Genomic DNA, 18,470 nt, shown 5'->3' on the forward strand with positions numbered 1-18,470 from the left:
GTCTATTAGTGATTATCTATATAAAATCTCATAGATTTCAGGTAAGCCTAGACCTGATTGATTGTAGGGTAAATAAATAAGTCTGAAGAACTCCAATAACCAGAGCTTTCGCCATTGGAAATGTTAAAAACGCAGGATAATTTTGGCGGTATTGTTGCTTTTTTTCTGCAACAATGCTGACAAAATCTCTGTTAGTTCGCTTGTCTACGGTATTTCCCCGAGACCTTACAATTCAAACTAACGCTTAATAGTTTTTGATGGCTATCGCTGAAAAGTATTACATCCTAAAATTAAACGCAACCCCGGCAGGGGTGAAACTTTTGTAGAAACGGGTGAAAACCCGTGTCAATGCGTTTGAACGTCAATTGATTTTGGCGGTATTGTTGCTTTTTTTCTGCAACAATGCTGACAAAATCTCTGTTAGTTCGCTTGTCTACGGTATTTCCCCCGAGACCTTACAATTCAAACTAAAGCTTAATAGTTTTTGATGGCTATCGCTGAAAAGTATTACATCCTAAAATAAAACGCAACCCCGGCAGGGGTGAAACTTTTGTAGAAACGGGTGAAAACCCGTGTCAATGCGTTTGAACGTCAATTGATTTTGGCGGTATTGTTGCTTTTTTCTGCAACAATGCTGACAAAATCTCCACGACATTTAACCCTATTTACAAATCCGAACTAAACAAAAAACCCCCTAACAAATCTAAATTTGTTAGGGGGTATGTACTGTTAATCGTAGAAATTTATTTTTTCTCCAAAAGCACTTCTGCATGTACTGCTACTTCACTCCATGTTTTGCTTACACCATCTTTACCGGTATGTAAAGCTTCACAAGCCTTATTGATAGAAGCCACGGCATCAAGCGCATCCCAGTTTTCCAAGTCCATCACACCATCAAAAATAAACTGGGTATCATTCACTGTAGAATACTCCAAAGGGATATTTTGAGTGGATCCGTTCAAGGTTACGTCAATAGAACATTTGTTACCACCTTCTACTTTAAACACGCCTGAGATCAATTCTGTATTTTCCATTACACCAAAGAAGAATTCTAAGATTTTAGGATCTCTTGTTCCGGTGGCATCATTGGTAAACAAGCTGCTTACAGGAATACTAAATTCCGTACCATTCATGGCTTCCAAGGCGGTAGCTCCTTGTCCAAAATTGCTAATATTAATTTTGGTGAATTGACCACCCACAGGTACTTTCTCTGTGGTTTTATAAGCCACAAAGCTTACCTTGGTAGAATCTTCCACCAAACTAAAGTTGTTCTCAACTACAACCTCTGATTCAGTTTCGGTGCTTTTATTGGCATTGTTACAACTAAAATTAGCAAGCAATAAAAGGCTTAAGGCAATTAGTTTTAAGTTTTTCATGGTTTTTTTAAGTTAAAAATCTTACCAAATTTAAACATATTATAGGGGCAATTAAAACTAATGGCAAATCATTTTTAATATACTTTAAGCTTGATTTATTTTGATTCCTAAAAGGAAGGTCCTATTTGATCAATCCCTTAGTAAACAAAAGGATATCCTATTATGGGATCTGTTTCAGGTGGGTAATAGGGAATATTACATTCTTGGGTACTAGGATTTATTTGCTCAACCCTCTTCCAAAAACAATGGCAAAAAAATTTACCACAGCCATTCAGACCTTAGGCGGTTGAGTTTTGCCTAATCTTGGATGGGCTACTACCCATCCCAAATTTTACACCGCCCTTTCTTTTTATTGGTCGCCATTTTTGCTCAAGTCCTGCAAAAATACTTTTACACTTTGTTCCATTTTAGTGGTGACTGTGTCCAGGTCATTAAAATTCGGATTTTTCAAAACCTCCCACTCCAAAATGGAATGGGGATGGGTAGAAGCCCTGTAATGAGCCCCCATTTCTTTTTCATCCATTAAGGCTAAATATTGCTTTTGTACCTGCTTATTTTGTCCTGCCAGCCAAATTTCAAAACTTGCCTTTTGATGATTAAAAATAATGACCAGTTTTAATTGTTCTGCTTTTAACTCCTTGGTAGAAAGCGAAAAATAGGTGAAATCCATAGCCCCCTGATTGAAACTACCCATTTTATACTCCCGATGTTTATCCCTTAAATGCCTTCTCAGAGACTGCATATAGTCTATTATACCTTTGTAAACCCTCACTATATCCCCGGTTTGAACTAGTTTTTGGTATTCAGAAAAACCATCGTGCATCGATTTCTTCTCTATTGAAGCGTTTAATGAAATTGAATTTAATAGGCAAAACCTTATAAGCCAAAATAGATATGCTTTTAGGCGCGGATATCACTTCAAAATCAACCTACCTCCAGTCAAAAAGGGACTATTCCGCATTACGCGCTACCTTAATGCTGTTTTGTCTTCGAGGATTGAAATTTTCACGGCCTAAAGGTACAATGCGAAATGGGAAAGAAATGGGATTTTGGGGTTTATTGGTTGAAATTTAAAGTTAACCTAGCATAGGTATACATAATTGGATCCACTATCCCCTAAAGATATTAATAAATTAAAATACAAATATTATCATCCCACTCTTAGTTTAGCAGCGTCTTTCCATAAATAATGTGGCAAGGGTTCGCTCAATTCCCACTTCACACTCATTGGTTTTGATCCATAATAATCGTTCAGACTTCCTTCGCCAATAAAAACATACCCCATGGTATTACCATATTCATCTTTTACCTTTTCCCTTACAAATAAAAGTATCCGCCTATTGATTTCACGGTGCTTGATATAAGAAATTCCTTTAGTTGTTTCAGGACCGGCAGAATTTTGGGATTGCCAGTGAAATAAATATTCATTGATTGCATAATCTTCGTACATGGTGGTAGATGAAAAGTTTTCATCTGACTTAATTAAGTTAACAAAAAGTAACTCTGTATTTAATTCTGTATTTAGGGCCACCCCTTCCCTACTTGAAGATTTTTTTTCAAAAGTACTTAAACCGAATCCTGCTAAAATCTGATCCCTGGTATATCTAGAATGAACCTTAAGCGGCTGTTTATAAGGTAAGGAAATATTTAGCTCCTTGAAATCGATTTTATCAATCAAAAATTCTAATACTTCAATGATTTCATTCAAGAGAACTTTGTTCTTCCCTATTTCACAAATACTGTCCTTAAGAGATTTAAAACCACCTTCTTTTTGCCAAATATCATAGTGCAACATCAATAACATGAGATGCTTTTCTTTTGTCACTTCTTCAGGATTTACCTGAAAATTATTTCTCGCTAAATCGAGAATAAATTTAAAATAACTAGTGGATTTTGTTGATAACCATTTATTCCAAATAGCACTGACTATAGGTTTTTCATTTAAATCATCAAATTCTTCCACAACTCCGGCTATTTGGCAAAGCCGACTCCAGCTACCTCTCTTGTAAATAGATTGAATAGGGATATTATAAAACCCTAAAAAGTTTCTAAGATTTAACGGAAGTTTTGTTTGATGCTTGAAATTTTGAATTTTAAGTATTAGTTGTAACCTGTTTAAAGAAGTCGCTGAAGCTATATTCTTTAAAATTATTTCTTTAGCCTTCCTTTCTAAATTGACTGAACACCCTAAGGGCAAATGCGGAAAATTGTCTTCAATTTCTTTGATAACGGATGTCGAAGTTTTACCAATTAATGCTCGAAACTTATTCTCAAAATTGTACTCTGGCCTGGAATTTCCAACAAAATCTAAAACTGTTAAACATTCCTTATCATTTGATAGGCGTAAGCCTCTACCTAATTGTTGAAGAAATAGCGTCAAACTTTCAGTAGGTCTCAAAAACAACACTGTATCAATTTCAGGAATATCCACCCCTTCATTAAATATATCAACCACAAACAAGTAGTTAATTTCCTTATTTAAGATTTGATTTCTTAAAGAATCTCGTTGTTCGTTGTTTAAACTCGTTAAGTATGCTGCTTTTAGTCCTGCAATCAAAAACTTTTGAGCCATGAACTTCGCATGCTCTATTGACACACAAAAACCAATGGCTCTAACATTGTTTAAATCTTTTGTGTAATGCTCCAATGAATTAATTATATCCCTAACTCTTCTGTCGGAAGAAGTATAAATATTAGTCAACTCACTTACCTTATATTTTCCTTTTTCCCATCCAACATTCGATAAGTCTATATTATCTGTAATTCCAAAATATTGAAAAGGGCAAAGTAATTTTCTGTTTAAAGCCTCAGGAAGTCTTATTTCTGCAGCTATTCGGTTATGAAAATCTTCTTGAATATCCCCACCGTCCATTCGCTCCGGAGTAGCAGTTAGTCCCAAAAGTACTTTGGGATTAAAATAGTTGATTATCCCTCTGTAGGTATTTGCAGTGAGGTGATGACATTCGTCTATTACAATATAGTCATAATAGTCAGGAGATAAATTAATTGAATCTAAGCTATTATTGATAGTTTGAATTGATGCAAAAACGTGTTCAAAACTATTAGGAACCTGACCACCAACCCATAACTCGCCAAAATTATTATCCCTAAGTATTCCTCTATAGGTTGAAAGTGATTGAGATAATATCTCAACTCTATGAGCTAAAAACAAAAGTTTACTTGACTTTTTTTCTGTTTTAAATTGCTTATAATCAAATGCTGAAACCACCGTTTTCCCTGTTCCGGTAGCTGCAACTACTAGATTTCTATAACGACCATGAACCGACCTTTCAACTTCAAGTTTTTCTAATATCTCAGACTGAAAAGGGTAAGGTTTAACATCAAAAAACGAAATATTTATGTTGGTATTTTGAGAATTTTTACCCTGGCTTAAATTTAAAATAAGTTTTTCCTTCCCCGACTCACCATCAAACAATTCAAAATCTTCACTTTGCCAATAAGAATCAAATGTCTTTTGAAACTTATCAATTATATGACTAACCTCTTTTGTTGTGACTTTAATATTCCACTCTAAACCATCAGTAAGAGCGGATCGTGAAAAATTAGAAGATCCGATGTATCCTGTATGAAAGCTCGTATTTCTGTAAAACAAGTAGGCTTTGGCATGTAACCTTTCATTTCCAGTATTATAGGAAATTTTTACTTGGGTATTTTCTAATTTTGACAATAATTGAATTGCCTTATAATCTGAGGCACCCATATATGTCGTTGTAATCACTCTCAATTGACCTCCTCTTTGGGTAAATTCTTTTAATTCTTTTTCAAGAATTATTATCCCTTTAAATTTTATGAAGGAAACCAATAGATCAATTCTATCAGATGATAAGATTTCTTTTTTCAATTCACTTTCTAGTGACAACCCAGTATTCCCTCCTGTAAAAAGTTCGCTATGAATTAATCGAGTATAAGGTGTAATTTCCTTTAGACGTAAATTAAGGTCAGAAAAATGAAAGTCTACTTTTGAAAATACTGCTTTCAAAATCTTACCTTCTACTTCAATCAGATCTTTAACAAATTCCTCTTCCTTGAGCTCTTCTTTCAAGAAAAGGATAATTTTATTGGCTATCTTAATTTGTATTTCTAACTTGCTTTCCCCGTCTTTCTCACTCTTTACAAAATCAAGGGCACTTTTAATGGTTCGAGAGATATGTTGTGCCAGTAAACTTGAAGCCTCTCCTTTATCAATATTTGTTTTGTTGATATAAAAGTCACCATTATCTAACTCATTTATTTTTTGAGTAACTAACTGAGTTACTAACTCCTCGTAAATACCCTGATTCATAAGACCTTATACTTTTTCATAAAACAATTAATAAGGATTTGAAATAAAAACAACTACTTTTTCACATCCCCAAAGGGGGGAGTAAAGTAAATTTGAATTTAAAAAATTCATTTGTAATCATTATAACCACTGAAAATAACTACGACAAACTCTTTTGTCATTCAGTCATTTCATTACCCCCTACCCCAAAAACTCCCCAATATGCCATAAAATCCCTGAAGGGTCATGTAGAAAATATTCGCTGCCCCAATCATTGGTGACGATCTCGGAAAGGCGGACGCCTTTGTATTTTTGGGGAAGTTGGAGGGCTTTTGTTTTTTCCAAATGCTTGGCCAAATCCTCCACCTCCATAAAAACCATGGTATTGTCTACCCAGTCTTGGACATAGGCATCCTGCAGGTAGAAGCCAAAAGTACCGGACTTGAAATAAGACATCTTCTCGGAAAGCACCAGCTCCTCAAATCCAAAGTCCTGATAAAATTGCCGGGAAATGGTATAATCCTTAGCCCCAATAAATGGCCGAATTGACTTGATTGTATGTTCCATAAATTATGCTTATTAATCCAAGAAAGAATTAATGAAGATAATTATTATAATATGAAATAGCTTAAAAAAAACCAAATGGGTCAATTCCATTTGGTTTTTTCGGTATAGATGGAGTGTAATTTCCTGATGAGCGTTTTTCTTCTTAAGCTTTAACATTCACTTTAAAGAGATATTCAATAAGCAGTTTATTAGCTTAACCTACGCTCATCAATTGTCTGTACCATTTGGTCGCAACTTTCGAATCAGCCAAGCAACAACCTATACCTCCTTATGCATCAACTCCCAAAGCTCCACTACTTCCTCTTCACGCCAGTTCTGGTTTCGCTTTGTTTTCTTTGAGGCTGGTTTCACGGATTTTTTAAAGCATCTTACCAACTGAAAACGACCGCCTTCAGCCAGCTCTTTTTCTATGGGATGTTCTTTGGTCAGCTCCGTGATTTGAGCCAGGTTAGAAAATAAAAGCAGCAGTTTACCATAAGGCAGCAAGTGTTTCTTCGCCTCTAAAAAAAATTCAGGGAATAGTTTTTCATTGTAATAGATGCCTGTATCCAGGTTTTTCACAACATTGGAGGAAGGTAGCCATGGAGGATTAAAAACGATCAGCTCAGTTTGTTTATCCCATTTTCCAAAAAGGTGTCCTTGATCCAATTCTATTTTCCTTGACAATTTGGTGTCTCCCATATAGGCTTTTAGCCCCAGGATCGCATTCGGGTTCGTGTCGGTTCCAAAAACTTTTTGGAAACCACACTGTACCATTTGTAAGGAGAGAATACCACTTCCCACACCAATGTCTATGGCTGTTTTTTTAGGCCCTGTGTATCGTTTTAGCCACTGGTCAAACTGTGCCAAATGATCAAAACGTGTAGGGAAATAGGTGCCATAATAAGGGTGCAATTTATTCCTTAGTACAGGAATGGAAATCCCATTTTTGTACCATTCCCAAGAACTGTTTAGTCCCTGCACTTGAGGAAAAGTCAGCAAGAAATCACTATTGTCGGGGTACAATTCTTCCAACCAGCCTATAAAAGGGGCCTTTTTAAGTGCCAATTTGTTGGCAGCAATTTCTATCAAAACAAGGCTGGAAAGCTTCTGGTAAGCAGAACGGTACTCGCACTGGTCTTGAAATGACTTTTGAGTGAATCTTTTTTGTAAGTGGGTTTTCAGGGCTTTTAGCAGCATTAGCCCATTGCTATAGCGCCCACTAATCAACACCGGATTACCGGCCTCTAATAATTGAATAGTAAGCAAAACATCTGTCTCTTCATTAAATTTGGCACATGCCCTTGCCAAGACAAAGGGTTCGGGTTTATTAGGATGAATTGCTTTATTCATATTTTTTGTTCTTTTACGTATAGGCTTATTTAATAGTGGTTAAATTTTTAAGGCTCGCGGAAAATTATGATTCTCCTATGGTTATTCTAGAGCCGGATCAATTATATGTGGATAGGAAAATTGGCGGTTCTGAAACCTAAGAATGTGCTCTTTTACAATAATTCCTTTGTCTATATTGATGGCATTTTTTATGGTGCTACTCCTATCCCAATTTTCTCTACCTTCCACCACAATGGGTAAATGAACAATTAAAGCAGCTGAAATAGATCTTGAAGCACTTTCCCAAAAATAACTAGGGGTATGGTCAACAGCATAATAATCTATGCCATCAATACTGATCATCGGATCTTTAAAAGTGGTGGGCTTTGCAAAATAAAACCCCATACCCTTATCACAACTGACATCAATAAATAGTGAACCCGGGTTGAGCATTGATTTTTCCTCTTCCAGCACATAATTAATGGGATCATCAGTATCCTGATAAGTTCCATTAATTATAATTTCGGAGGCATTAATTAATTCAATTAAAGGCCTTTCTTTGCCATCATGTTCCACCACAATTAATCTTGCCTCCCCTTCTTCCCCTTTTCGCAAGCGAGTATAATGTACATCCAATACTTCCTCTCTTACTTCATGATCGGGCCTTTGGATACAAATGGTAATGTCTCGGAATCCATGGGCCTTTAAGGCATATATGGCTCCTCTACTTACCGCCCCAAAGCTCAAAATAATTACCTTTCTCTGGTTACCATAGTGCCCATCTATGCCTTTCAGCTGCAAGGCATGAATCACTGCACAATAACCAGCCATCTCATTATTTTTATAAAATGTATGCCTTCCAATTTGCCCGCTTGGACTCCACACATACATGTCTTCAAAAGCAATTAGAGTCAGCTTTTTATCTATAGCAGTTTGAGTAACCTGTTTTTGTTGTGCACAATGGGGGTACCCCCAAAGTAGACCACCTGTTTTGAGCTCCTCGAGGTCTGCAAGTATTGGTTTTGCAATAATGACAGACCCTATATCTGAAAGTAATTCACTTCTAGTAGCAATACCACCTGAAAGTGCAGCAATCTCCTGATCAGATTTATTGAATGGTAATCCATAACCTTTCTCAAATACAAGTTGTCTCCGAGTTTTTTGTGGAAGTCTTTCTAAATGTTCCGGATGAATTGGTACACGTCTTTCATCTTCTTTTTTTGAAGTTCCTATTACTCCTATTTTTAATAGCGCCATATAATTTTTAAGCTTATTAGCGAACTGCAAGGCAATGACAGGTGCAAAACGCTGGATTTAAATTACTCCTCAATCGTAATTCTAGCTTCCAGGCATTAAGTTGGCTTCTAGTGTTAAGTAAAAAAAGGCAAACTATAGGCCTCATAACCTATACTGCGGTGTCATCCTAAGGTATCCCACCTCCTATCAATGGGATTAGAAACTGAAAAAAGTATAATATCAGCCCAGTATAAAATTGGGAAAGGTAGGTAAATGACTTAAGATCAATATTACTTGGTCAAAGGTACTTTAATTAAATCCATTACAACGTTAATCTAAAATTATTAAAAAAGAAATACCAATTAATTTAAAAAGCCCAATGGATTGCTCCATCGGGCTTTTTTATGCTCTGCTTATTTCTTCTTAATTTAAATGGTATTGTTTAGGTGGATTCCTGTATTACTCCACAGGCTACCCTTGATCCGGCATCACCGGAAGGTTGGGAAGTGAAATCATCGGCCTCAGCGTGTATAATTACCGCCTTGTTTAGGATATCTGAATCCTGTCCATCACCGATAGACCATCCGTCTACCACCATCACAAGCGATCCCAGACCATCTTCACCAACGGTCAAATTATTTATATCACCGGCATGAAATTCACCTTCACCTCTTTTGCCGTGTTCTTCCCCCTCAGGGTTCCAATGTCCCCCGGCTGAAGTAGCATCTGCAGCACTGCAATCTCCGTTTTCATGCAGGTGAACCGCATGCTTTCCAGTTGACAAATTATTTACTGACAATACCAACTTGACCTTTCCTTCAGCTGTTTGGTTAAAGGTGGCCGTTCCTGAAACCTCACTACCATTTGCCCCTGAGAGCACAGCCATGGCTGACTGCTCGGCAGTATCGGTTTCGCTTTCCATATTGTCCATCTGATTTTCTGTAATTTCTATTCTATCGGTAGCACTTTCCTCGGAATTATTGGCTCCGGGTCCACAGGCAACTGCCAAAGATAAGGCCCCGATAAAGAGAAAATAATTAAGTGTCTTCATAATCATAGTAGTTTATTTCAATACAAACTACTATCAAGGAAAAACTATGCCAAAAATCGATATTTTCAAATATTTTATAACAATAAGCAGATACAATAAAACTAATACCGGATTACATCCGGGGGAAAATCCCCTCTATAATCCATACAAGGGGACTTGGGGGAAATTTGCAGCTTTCATTTGGCCCTTAAAAAGCTCGGCTGCGCCAGTCCCAAGAGCAATCAAATGGCTTTGCCCACCTTGGCCAAGGTTTTTTGGTCAAAACGACCTTCCAGCTCAATGACCATAAATTGCTTGTCATTGTCTGACCTGATCATCAATACCAAGCCATCGACAGCATCCTTTCCTTTGGAATAAATTGACAAGCCACTGTCCTTGTCTGTGGCGTCCATCATCAGCTCATAGCGTTCCCTGTCCAGCCCTTTGCTTAGCTTGCGGAAATCTGCCAGTGCGCGAGAACCACTCACTGGAAGCTTAAAGAATTTCACCCGCTCTATGCTTTCAGTAATGGCATCCAGATTGGCCTCTTCTATTTCCAGATTCCAACCTTTGGCAAAATCCAAAATGTTTCCGGCAAGATCCAGATGAAAGAAATCTTCTTGCCCCTTGTATTGCTTGTAAAGCTGGTCTACACTTTTGCTTTGCGCATGTACTGCGCTAGGAAGGGCGATACAAAGCATCAATACTGCTATAATTGCTATTCGATTCATGATACAGTGATTAAATGTTGATTGTTTATTTTTGTTTCTTTGCCCGGCCATACTCTTCCATTCCAGGCAAATTAGTATTTTCAGAAAGCATGTTAAGGTCTTGGTAAGTAAAATCCCCCAGCATGCTTATAAAGGTAAATTCACTGGTGGACCCCGATACCATAAGCAATTCCTTGATCCTCCCTCCTTCTTCTCTGACCATAAATTTCAGGGAACTTTCCTTGTCTCTCACATCCATCAGTTCCTCGTAAAGGTTCTTTTTCAGTTCTCCCATGGCTTCATCAAACAAGCTCAAGCCGCCTATTTTTTCTGCTGAGAGGATTCTTATTCCTTTGATTCTGGTGATCAATTCCATAAGATTTTCGGCATCTTCATCCTCTTGCTCCATATTGGAACTGAGAAACCCTCCGGCCATTTGCATCAATTTGGGGCTGATGTATACCCGAGAAAAACGTTCATCCTGCCGGTATTTCTCATAAAACTTTTCTATCACTTCAGTCTGTGCCTGTAGCCAGCAGGGCAATAGGCAAAGTGCCAAGAGTATTGTCTTTTTCATCGCTAATTGTTTTTATCGTTTTCATACCAATTCGCAGCTGAATTGAGGTATTTGATCTTTTCCATGCTTTCCAGGTGACTGGTGCCTTTCTTGAGGTTAAACTGAATTTTACCCATTACCTCCACCACTTGCCGGTAGGCGCGGGCTTCTTGCTCCTGTTCATAGCTGCGGTAACCCCACCAACAAGCTGCCACTGTAAGAAAAGCCAGCATAACCGCCGCCATTTTCTGCCAGGGGAAGTTTTGTAAAGGCAGGTGAATTCCTTTTGGTCGCTCTGCGCGTAAGGATTGAATCCCCGAATAGAAGGTTTTTAGCCCTCCATCCTCCGGCGCTTCCTCAAGTGCCTCGAAAAGTATTTTTTCTTCCGCAACTGAGGTTTCTCCTTTCCAGTATTTTTCCCACAAATCCTTGTGCTTATTTTCCATAATTTTCCAGAAATGATTTCAATTTTTTCCTAGCCCGGTGCAATTCCACCTTTACCTGTCCTTCATTCAGCTCCAGATAAGTGGCCATTTCCTTATGTGTCAGCCCTTCAACCTCTCGGAGAAAGAAGATTTCTTTTTGTCGCACAGGAAGTTTTTCGATAAACTTAAAAACCATTTGGGTTTTCCTGCTGAAATCAACTGCTTCCACTTCTTCCATAGGCAAATCACCAATTTCCTCCAGTGCTCCCCACCTTCCTGCTTCCCTAATTTGCTGCAGGGCTTCATGCTTTAAGGTCTTCACCATCCACCCTGTAGGATTTTCTATGGTAGCAAGGTAATCCTGCTGCATAAACCCCTTGTACATGGTATCCTGCACCGCATCCTGCGCTTTATCCCGATCCTTTAACCATAGCAAGGCAAATCGATAGAGGCGGTTTTTTAAGGGCCATAAATGAGATTCAAAAAAGGACTTCATGTAGTAAGATGATGATCGAAAAACAAAAAGGTTACACTTTTCAGAAATTATTTTTTAAAAATTAAAGCATTAGGCGGAAATTACAAGACACCTATCCAAACAAGCGCCTTGTTTCAGGGTTTGTTAGACTAGCAACACAGTGCTAAGCATTCCCTACAAATCCGAGGGATTATCCCTGTTAAAAATAAAAAATATAGTTTGCCTCCTAACAATTTATTAATTTGCCTACTCAAAGGAAAGATAAAAAATAAGCATGCATAATAGCGAAAATCAACGACAAGAAATAAAGGACAAAAAAAAAGCCCCGGTAAAACCGGGGCTTGTGGTGATGAGTGGGCTCGAACCACCGACTCACGGATTTTCAGTCCGATGCTCTACCAACTGAGCTACATCACCGCTGAAAGTGATGCAAAGGTAGGTATTTGTTACTTTTGTACAAGCAATTTAATTAAAAAAATCGTGGAAAATTATTAACACATTCAATATGAGTAGCTTACCACAAGTGCTTTTTTTATTGGTTTTAGGTACAGCAGGGTATATTTTGTACAAGAGAATAAATTATATCCGAAAAACCATCCAACTGGGTCAACCCATAGCGCGCAATGACAATCCCGGTGAACGATGGAAAACCATGTTGCTGGTTGCCTTTGGGCAAAAGAAGATGTTCAAAAACCCAATTCCGGCCCTTCTTCACTTGGTGATATACGTTTCTTTTGTGATCATCAACTTGGAAGTTTTGGAGTTTATCATCGATGGTATCGCAGGAACCCATAGGGTTTTTGCCCCTTTCCTGGCCGGCTTTTATTCCATTGCCATGAATTTCTTTGAATTCTTGGCCCTTGGAGTACTCCTCTCCTGCCTGGTCTTTCTTGTACGCAGAAACATCACCAAGGTGCCTAGGCTAAATATGGTTGAGTTAAAGGGATGGCCAAAGTTGGATGCCAACCTTATCCTCATCATTGAAATTGTCTTAATGCTGGCCATCCTGACCATGAATGCTACTGATCAGATTTTGGCCTATCGAGGCATTGGAGGCTATATCCCACTGGGAGGCCTTTGGATAAGCGGAAGCATCCAGGGAATTTTCGAGGGGCTAGAGTCCGGAACGCTGGTATTGATAGAAAGATTTGCCTGGTGGTTTCACATCATTGGCATTTTAGCATTTGCGATATATGTCACTTACTCCAAACACCTGCACATATTCCTTGCTTTTCCAAACACTTGGTATTCCAACTTGGAGCCGAAAGGAAAAATGGACAATATGGATAGCGTCACCCAAGAGGTCAAAATGATGTTGGGCATGGCCGCAGAACCAGCTGCCAATGAAGCGGCGGAGATAGGTCGCTTTGGTGCCAAAGATGTCAATGACTTGTCTAGGGTAAACCTATTGAATGCCTTTTCCTGTACGGAATGCGGCCGCTGTACTGCAGAATGCCCGGCAAACCTTACGGGCAAGAAATTGTCTCCACGAAAAATAATGATGGACACCAGAGACAGGGCTGAAGAAGTGAGCCAAAACCTGCTTGCCGGAAAAAAAGGGCTGGATGATGGTAAATCTTTATTGGGTGATTATATTACCCAAGAAGAAATCAATGCCTGTACCAACTGCAATGCCTGTGTAGAAGCCTGTCCTGTAAACATCGATCCATTGGCCATTATTATCGAATTGAGAAGATATACAGCCATGGAAGAAAGTGGCAGCCCTGCACAGTGGAATGCCATGTTCCAAAATATTGAGACCAGCTTTGCCCCATGGAAATTCCCTCCAACGGACCGATTTAACTGGGCAGCAGATTTAAACAAAGAAGAAAAGTAAACGAACGATATTATGAGTGATACCTATAAAGCCCCAACTATGGCCCAAAAAATGGCTTCCGGAGATACTCCGGAGATTTTATTTTGGGTGGGTTGTGCCGGCTCATTTGACGACCGCTACAAAGCAGTAACCTTGGCATTTGTCAAAATATTAAATAAAGTGGGCGTAAACTTTGCCGTACTTGGAGACGAAGAAACCTGTACCGGTGATCCGGCCAGAAGAGCAGGAAATGAATTTCTCTACCAAATGCAAGCCATGAGCAATATTCAGGTATTGGACGGCTATCAGGTAAAAAGAATCGTAACTGCCTGCCCACACTGTTTCAACACCATAAAAAATGAATACCCGGCTTTGGGAGGTAATTACGAGGTAGTCCATCATTCCCAGTATTTACAAGAGTTGATCAATGAGGGCAAAATTGTGATGAAAGATGGGGGTGAGTTTAAAGGTAAAAAAATCACCTTTCACGACAGTTGCTTTCTGGGCAGGGCCAATGATGTATATGAAGCCCCCAGGGAAGTCATCAAAGCCTTGGACATGGAGCTTGTGGAAATGAAGCGATGCCGATCAAAAGGGCTTTGCTGTGGCGCCGGTGGGGCGCAGATGTTTAAGGAGCCGGAAGCCGGAAAAAAAGACATCAATGTGGAACGCACTGAAGAAGCCTTGCAAACAGGGGCCAAAACCATTGCAGTAGGTTGTCCTTTTTGCCTGACCATGATGACTGATGGGGTAAAAAACAAGGAAAAAGAGGCAGAGGTAAATGTGCTTGATTTGGCTGAATTGATTGCAAAAGACCAACAATTGTAGACAAAAAAAGGATATTGTTCGTCTTGTACAGGATGAGTTTTTAGGTTTTATACTTTTTTTGAGGGAACTTAAAAAAGATTTTGTATCATAATGAATGTATCTTCGTTTAATAGTAAAACAGCAACTATGCCTGTTAAATTTATAAATTTGATTCTGATAATAAATTAAAAGAGCCAATTATGTACGTACCATTTGATGATATGCCAAAAGATGCGAGAATTTGGGTCTACCAAGCAGACCGACCTTTTGAGGAGAAGGAGAAAGTTTGGATCATTTCTAAACTCGTTGCCTTCTGTAACCAATGGAACACCCATGGTGCAGAGATGCCAAGTTCTTTTGACATTAGGCTTGACCAATTTATTATTCTTTCTGTAGATGAAAGCAAGTTGGGGGCAAGCGGATGCTCCATAGACAGCTCTGTTAGGATCATTCGGGAGATAGAAGTTAAATTAAATCTGAATTTGCTAGACAGTGGCAAGGTGGCCTATATGGATGGAGAAAATGTTAGGGTGGCCTTTTTGCCTGAAATTAAAAATCACGTTTCAGCCGGTTCATTAAAGTCTACCAGCAAAATGTTTAATCCCAGTGTCAATAAAATTTCGGACTTGAATGAACAATGGCTTATTGAAGCCAATAACAGTTGGCTAAAAAAATACTTTGCTCATTAATACTGCCAGAGAAATAATAGTATGAGAAACATAAAGTTCACCCTCCCTGTAAGCCGCTGTTTACTTCCTGTTTTATTGCTTGTGCTACAAGCATCTTGTACCAGTTTGCAACAAAAAGCCCAGACCCAGTTCAACACCGGTGAATACCAACTGGCCATTGCTTCCTATTCCAAACTGTTAGAAAACGAGCCGGACAACAGTGAAGCCAATTTTTATATCGCAGAAAGCTATAGGCTTTCCAACAGAATAGAGAAAGCCACAGAATACTATGAAAAAGTCAATGAAGCAGATGCTACTTTCGACAGTCAATACCATAAGGGAAAGAGCCTGAAAGGGAAGGGTGAATATGAGGCGGCTAAGGAAGCCTTTGAAGCAGCCAAGACGCTGACAATGGACGACGAGAAAATAGCACTTGCCAATAAGGAAATACAAAACATTGATGCAATTGCCAACATTACTCCCATCTGGCCCAATCATGAATTGGAGAATTTTACCTTACTGAATACATCCGGATTGGATTACGCACCTGTGCTAAGTGAAAACCAATTGTTTTTCACCAGTTCCAGAGGAGCCAGAGGCATGTATACCGGCTCAGGCCAAGGCTATACTCGTTTATTTAAAACCAGGGCAGACGGCATTAATGTGGATGTGCAAGGAGTACAAACCCTAACAGAGTTTCAAAATGAATCGGGCCTAAATCAAGGAGCCATTGCCATAAGCCCCGACGGAAATAGGATCGTTTATGCCCGTGGCAACAGTAACCGCAAAGGTGACCTGCCTGAAGTTAGCCTTTTTTCTTCCACATTTAACGGCAGTGGATTTACTCAGCCGGCATTTATGGGGGTGAATGGAGAACCCGAGTACTGGAATTCTACTCCGGCTTTTAGTCCGGATGGAGAAACCCTCTATTTTGCATCCAACCGCCCCGGAGGTTATGGCGGAACGGATCTTTATAAAGCCACCAAGATGGCTTCAGGTAACTTTGGGGCCGGAGTAAATCTCGGTCCGGAAGTCAATACTCCCGGCAATGAAATGTTCCCCAGACCTTTGGCCAATGGTGAATTTTATTTCTCCTCAGACGGACATCCCGGCTTTGGTAAGTTAGATCTTTTCGTTTATAAAGAAGTGGAAGGGCAAAACAAAATAGTAAACCTTGGACCCAATTTTAATTCCGTTGCAGATGATTTTGGGATTTTCTTCACCAAATATCCTGAAGAAGGATTCATTACATCCAACCGTGAAGGTGGCAAAGGGGATGATGACATTTATTTCTTCAAAGATATGACCCCCGCACCAAAAGTGGTCAATGTAATGCTAAATGTAGTCACCAAAACCATTGCTGAAAACGGTGAGGAAGAGATACTTCCTCAAGTGCGGGTAATGCTTTATGATGATAAAAATGAAACGGTAGACGGTGACCTCAGCAGTCAATCAGGGCGCTTAAGATTCCCTCTAGAACCCGATGAAAACTATTCAATCATTGCCTCAAAAACCGGTTATTTCACCAAAAGCATCCCTTATACCACCATCGGAAAAACACCGGCAGAAGAGGATCTAATTCAAGATGTGACCAATATTTCCCTAGATACCACCATAGTTTTGGATCAGCTAATTCTGGAAAGAGCCATTGTGCTTGAAAACATTTATTACGATTTGGATAAGGCTGATATCCGACCTGATGCAGCCATTGAACTGGACAAGTTGGTGAAAATTCTTAAGGACAACCCGGGCATACGCATTGAGTTAAGTAGCCATACCGATGCAAGGGCCACAGATGCCTACAATGATGATCTTTCTCAAAGAAGGGCTGAATCTGCAGTAGCTTATATTGTATCCCAAGGTATTGCTGCAGACAGGTTGGAAGCCAAGGGATATGGAGAAAGGCAATTGATCATAGAAAATGCCCAAACAGAAGAAGAGCATCAAATCAACAGAAGAACGGAGTTTAAGGTTATAGAAATCACGGAGTAAAATGCTTACCTTTGCCTCTTATCTGTTTTTTCCAAATCTGAGTTTATGAACGATAGGTACATGCAGCGTGGGGTTTCGGCCTCCAAAGAAGACGTACACCAAGCTATTTCTAACCTGGACAAAGGCCTGTATCCTAAAGCCTTCTGCAAAATTGTAGCAGATGTTTTGGGCAATGATCCTGACTATTGTAACATTATGCATGCGGATGGTGCAGGAACAAAGTCTTCCCTGGCTTACCTTTACTGGAAAGCCACCGGTGACCTAAGTGTATGGAAAGGAATTGCCCAAGATGCAATCATCATGAATATAGACGATCTGCTTTGCGTGGGTGCCGTCAATAATATTTTGGTTTCCTCCACCATCGGTAGAAACAAAAACCTTGTGCCCGGGGAAGTGATTGCTGCCATTATCAATGGTACGGAAGAGGTATTGCAGATGCTGAGAGACCACGGTGTAAATGCTATTTTAACCGGTGGAGAAACGGCAGATGTAGGTGATTTGGTCCGTACCATTATAGTGGACAGTACGGTTACCTGCAGAATGAAAAGAAATGAAGTCATTTCCAATGACAATATAAAAGCGGGAGATGTGGTTGTGGGCATGACCTCATTCGGTCAAGCCACATACGAATCTGAATACAACGGAGGAATGGGAAGCAATGGACTTACTTCTGCCAGGCATGATGTCTTTACAAAGCGGCTGATGTCTGCCTATCCTGAAAGTTTTGACCCTTCCGTTCCAGAAGACCTGGTATATTCCGGAAGCCATGACCTCACAAGCCCTGCACCGGGCACTCCCTTGGATATGGGAAAATTGGTGCTTTCTCCTACCCGAACCTATGCGCCAATTATGGCCGCTTTACTGAAAGAAAACAGGGCCGCCATACATGGATTGGTCCATTGTAGTGGTGGGGCCCAAACCAAAGTGCTTCATTTTATAGACAATCTTCACGTTATCAAAGACAACCTATTTGATACTCCTCCGCTCTTTAAGATCATTCAGGAAGAAAGTGGTACAGATTGGAAAGAAATGTACAAGGTTTTCAATATGGGCCACAGAATGGAAGTCTATTTGGATGAAAAGGATGCTGACCAAGCCATTGCCATTGCTGCCAATTTTGGTGTAGAAGCCAAAGTAATTGGTCGGGTAACAGATTACCAAGGGAAAAAAGTTACAGTCAATAGCCAACATGGCACCTTCACCTATGATGGATAAGGTA

16 protein-coding genes and 1 tRNA gene are annotated in these 18,470 nt (G+C 39.5%); 5 read left to right on the top strand and 12 right to left on the bottom strand.

What is annotated here, in order from left to right; genetic code table 11:
- Window positions 1-743: 743 nt before the first annotated feature.
- From ACYVHJ_RS15730 to ACYVHJ_RS15785, 12 genes are all read right to left on the bottom strand, one after another.
- Window positions 744-1,376: a hypothetical protein gene (locus tag ACYVHJ_RS15730; RefSeq protein WP_460516451.1), complete on the bottom strand. Its 633-nt coding sequence runs from the start codon at window positions 1,374-1,376 to the stop codon at window positions 744-746.
- A gap of 349 nt (window positions 1,377-1,725) precedes the next feature.
- Window positions 1,726-2,199, bottom strand: a complete 474-nt coding sequence (locus tag ACYVHJ_RS15735) for a DUF7000 family protein (protein ID WP_460516454.1) — start codon at window positions 2,197-2,199, stop codon at window positions 1,726-1,728.
- Window positions 2,200-2,526: 327 nt separating this feature from the next.
- The gene (locus ACYVHJ_RS15740) at window positions 2,527-5,679 is read right to left on the bottom strand and encodes a DUF3427 domain-containing protein (RefSeq protein ID WP_339903293.1); all 3,153 of its coding nucleotides are present in this window, start codon (window positions 5,677-5,679) and stop codon (window positions 2,527-2,529) included.
- A gap of 180 nt (window positions 5,680-5,859) precedes the next feature.
- Window positions 5,860-6,225 (bottom strand): VOC family protein, encoded by a 366-nt coding sequence (locus ACYVHJ_RS15745; RefSeq protein ID WP_460516457.1) that lies wholly within the window; start codon window positions 6,223-6,225, stop codon window positions 5,860-5,862.
- A 258-nt stretch (window positions 6,226-6,483) separates the two neighbouring features.
- Window positions 6,484-7,557: a class I SAM-dependent methyltransferase gene (locus ACYVHJ_RS15750; RefSeq protein ID WP_460516460.1), complete on the bottom strand. Its 1,074-nt coding sequence runs from the start codon at window positions 7,555-7,557 to the stop codon at window positions 6,484-6,486.
- An 81-nt stretch (window positions 7,558-7,638) separates the two neighbouring features.
- Entirely contained in the window at window positions 7,639-8,793 is a 1,155-nt protein-coding gene (locus ACYVHJ_RS15755; RefSeq protein WP_460516463.1) for a N(5)-(carboxyethyl)ornithine synthase, read from the bottom strand.
- Between the two features lie 421 nt (window positions 8,794-9,214).
- Window positions 9,215-9,823 carry a superoxide dismutase family protein gene (locus ACYVHJ_RS15760; protein WP_339903297.1) on the bottom strand — a complete coding sequence of 203 codons (609 nt, stop codon included), beginning with the start codon at window positions 9,821-9,823 and terminating at the stop codon, window positions 9,215-9,217.
- A gap of 221 nt (window positions 9,824-10,044) precedes the next feature.
- Window positions 10,045-10,533, bottom strand: a complete 489-nt coding sequence (locus ACYVHJ_RS15765) for a DUF4252 domain-containing protein (RefSeq protein ID WP_460516467.1) — start codon at window positions 10,531-10,533, stop codon at window positions 10,045-10,047.
- Window positions 10,534-10,558: 25 nt separating this feature from the next.
- The gene (locus ACYVHJ_RS15770) at window positions 10,559-11,089 is read right to left on the bottom strand and encodes a DUF4252 domain-containing protein (protein ID WP_303614096.1); all 531 of its coding nucleotides are present in this window, start codon (window positions 11,087-11,089) and stop codon (window positions 10,559-10,561) included.
- A gap of 2 nt (window positions 11,090-11,091) precedes the next feature.
- Window positions 11,092-11,514, bottom strand: a complete 423-nt coding sequence (locus ACYVHJ_RS15775) for a hypothetical protein (protein WP_460516471.1) — start codon at window positions 11,512-11,514, stop codon at window positions 11,092-11,094.
- Window positions 11,504-11,989 (bottom strand): RNA polymerase sigma factor, encoded by a 486-nt coding sequence (locus tag ACYVHJ_RS15780; protein ID WP_460516474.1) that lies wholly within the window; start codon window positions 11,987-11,989, stop codon window positions 11,504-11,506. Before ACYVHJ_RS15780 ends, ACYVHJ_RS15775 begins: the two co-directional genes overlap by 11 nt.
- A gap of 323 nt (window positions 11,990-12,312) precedes the next feature.
- Window positions 12,313-12,385, bottom strand: a tRNA-Phe gene (locus tag ACYVHJ_RS15785).
- An 88-nt stretch (window positions 12,386-12,473) separates the two neighbouring features.
- On the opposite strand from ACYVHJ_RS15785, the gene ACYVHJ_RS15790 reads away from it, so the two are divergent.
- The 5 genes from ACYVHJ_RS15790 (at window position 12,474) to ACYVHJ_RS15810 (ending at window position 18,466) form a co-directional block, all read left to right on the top strand.
- On the top strand, window positions 12,474-13,805 hold the full coding sequence (locus ACYVHJ_RS15790) for a 4Fe-4S dicluster domain-containing protein (protein WP_339906204.1): 1,332 nt from the start codon (window positions 12,474-12,476) through the stop codon (window positions 13,803-13,805).
- Between the two features lie 12 nt (window positions 13,806-13,817).
- Complete coding sequence (locus ACYVHJ_RS15795; RefSeq protein WP_460516478.1) at window positions 13,818-14,612, top strand: (Fe-S)-binding protein; 795 nt, start codon at window positions 13,818-13,820, stop codon at window positions 14,610-14,612.
- Window positions 14,613-14,791: 179 nt separating this feature from the next.
- Window positions 14,792-15,280, top strand: a complete 489-nt coding sequence (locus tag ACYVHJ_RS15800; RefSeq protein ID WP_339903061.1) for a hypothetical protein — start codon at window positions 14,792-14,794, stop codon at window positions 15,278-15,280.
- A 21-nt stretch (window positions 15,281-15,301) separates the two neighbouring features.
- Window positions 15,302-17,251 (top strand): OmpA family protein, encoded by a 1,950-nt coding sequence (locus ACYVHJ_RS15805; RefSeq protein WP_460516481.1) that lies wholly within the window; start codon window positions 15,302-15,304, stop codon window positions 17,249-17,251.
- Between the two features lie 45 nt (window positions 17,252-17,296).
- Window positions 17,297-18,466, top strand: coding sequence for an AIR synthase family protein (locus ACYVHJ_RS15810; protein WP_460516484.1), 1,170 nt, complete (start codon window positions 17,297-17,299; stop codon window positions 18,464-18,466).
- The last annotated feature ends 4 nt before the right edge of the window (window positions 18,467-18,470 follow it).

This window comes from Cyclobacterium sediminis (genome assembly GCF_054781075.1).

Coding starts and splice junctions, on each gene's coding strand:
- ACYVHJ_RS15730 (WP_460516451.1), bottom strand. CDS start 1,376: ATGAAAAACTTAAAACTAATTGCCTTAAGCCTTTTATTGCTTGCTAAT.
- ACYVHJ_RS15735 (WP_460516454.1), bottom strand. CDS start 2,199: ATGCACGATGGTTTTTCTGAATACCAAAAACTAGTTCAAACCGGGGAT.
- ACYVHJ_RS15740 (WP_339903293.1), bottom strand. CDS start 5,679: ATGAATCAGGGTATTTACGAGGAGTTAGTAACTCAGTTAGTTACTCAA.
- ACYVHJ_RS15745 (WP_460516457.1), bottom strand. CDS start 6,225: ATGGAACATACAATCAAGTCAATTCGGCCATTTATTGGGGCTAAGGAT.
- ACYVHJ_RS15750 (WP_460516460.1), bottom strand. CDS start 7,557: ATGAATAAAGCAATTCATCCTAATAAACCCGAACCCTTTGTCTTGGCA.
- ACYVHJ_RS15755 (WP_460516463.1), bottom strand. CDS start 8,793: ATGGCGCTATTAAAAATAGGAGTAATAGGAACTTCAAAAAAAGAAGAT.
- ACYVHJ_RS15760 (WP_339903297.1), bottom strand. CDS start 9,823: ATGAAGACACTTAATTATTTTCTCTTTATCGGGGCCTTATCTTTGGCA.
- ACYVHJ_RS15765 (WP_460516467.1), bottom strand. CDS start 10,533: ATGAATCGAATAGCAATTATAGCAGTATTGATGCTTTGTATCGCCCTT.
- ACYVHJ_RS15770 (WP_303614096.1), bottom strand. CDS start 11,089: ATGAAAAAGACAATACTCTTGGCACTTTGCCTATTGCCCTGCTGGCTA.
- ACYVHJ_RS15775 (WP_460516471.1), bottom strand. CDS start 11,514: ATGGAAAATAAGCACAAGGATTTGTGGGAAAAATACTGGAAAGGAGAA.
- ACYVHJ_RS15780 (WP_460516474.1), bottom strand. CDS start 11,989: ATGAAGTCCTTTTTTGAATCTCATTTATGGCCCTTAAAAAACCGCCTC.
- ACYVHJ_RS15790 (WP_339906204.1), top strand. CDS start 12,474: ATGAGTAGCTTACCACAAGTGCTTTTTTTATTGGTTTTAGGTACAGCA.
- ACYVHJ_RS15795 (WP_460516478.1), top strand. CDS start 13,818: ATGAGTGATACCTATAAAGCCCCAACTATGGCCCAAAAAATGGCTTCC.
- ACYVHJ_RS15800 (WP_339903061.1), top strand. CDS start 14,792: ATGTACGTACCATTTGATGATATGCCAAAAGATGCGAGAATTTGGGTC.
- ACYVHJ_RS15805 (WP_460516481.1), top strand. CDS start 15,302: ATGAGAAACATAAAGTTCACCCTCCCTGTAAGCCGCTGTTTACTTCCT.
- ACYVHJ_RS15810 (WP_460516484.1), top strand. CDS start 17,297: ATGAACGATAGGTACATGCAGCGTGGGGTTTCGGCCTCCAAAGAAGAC.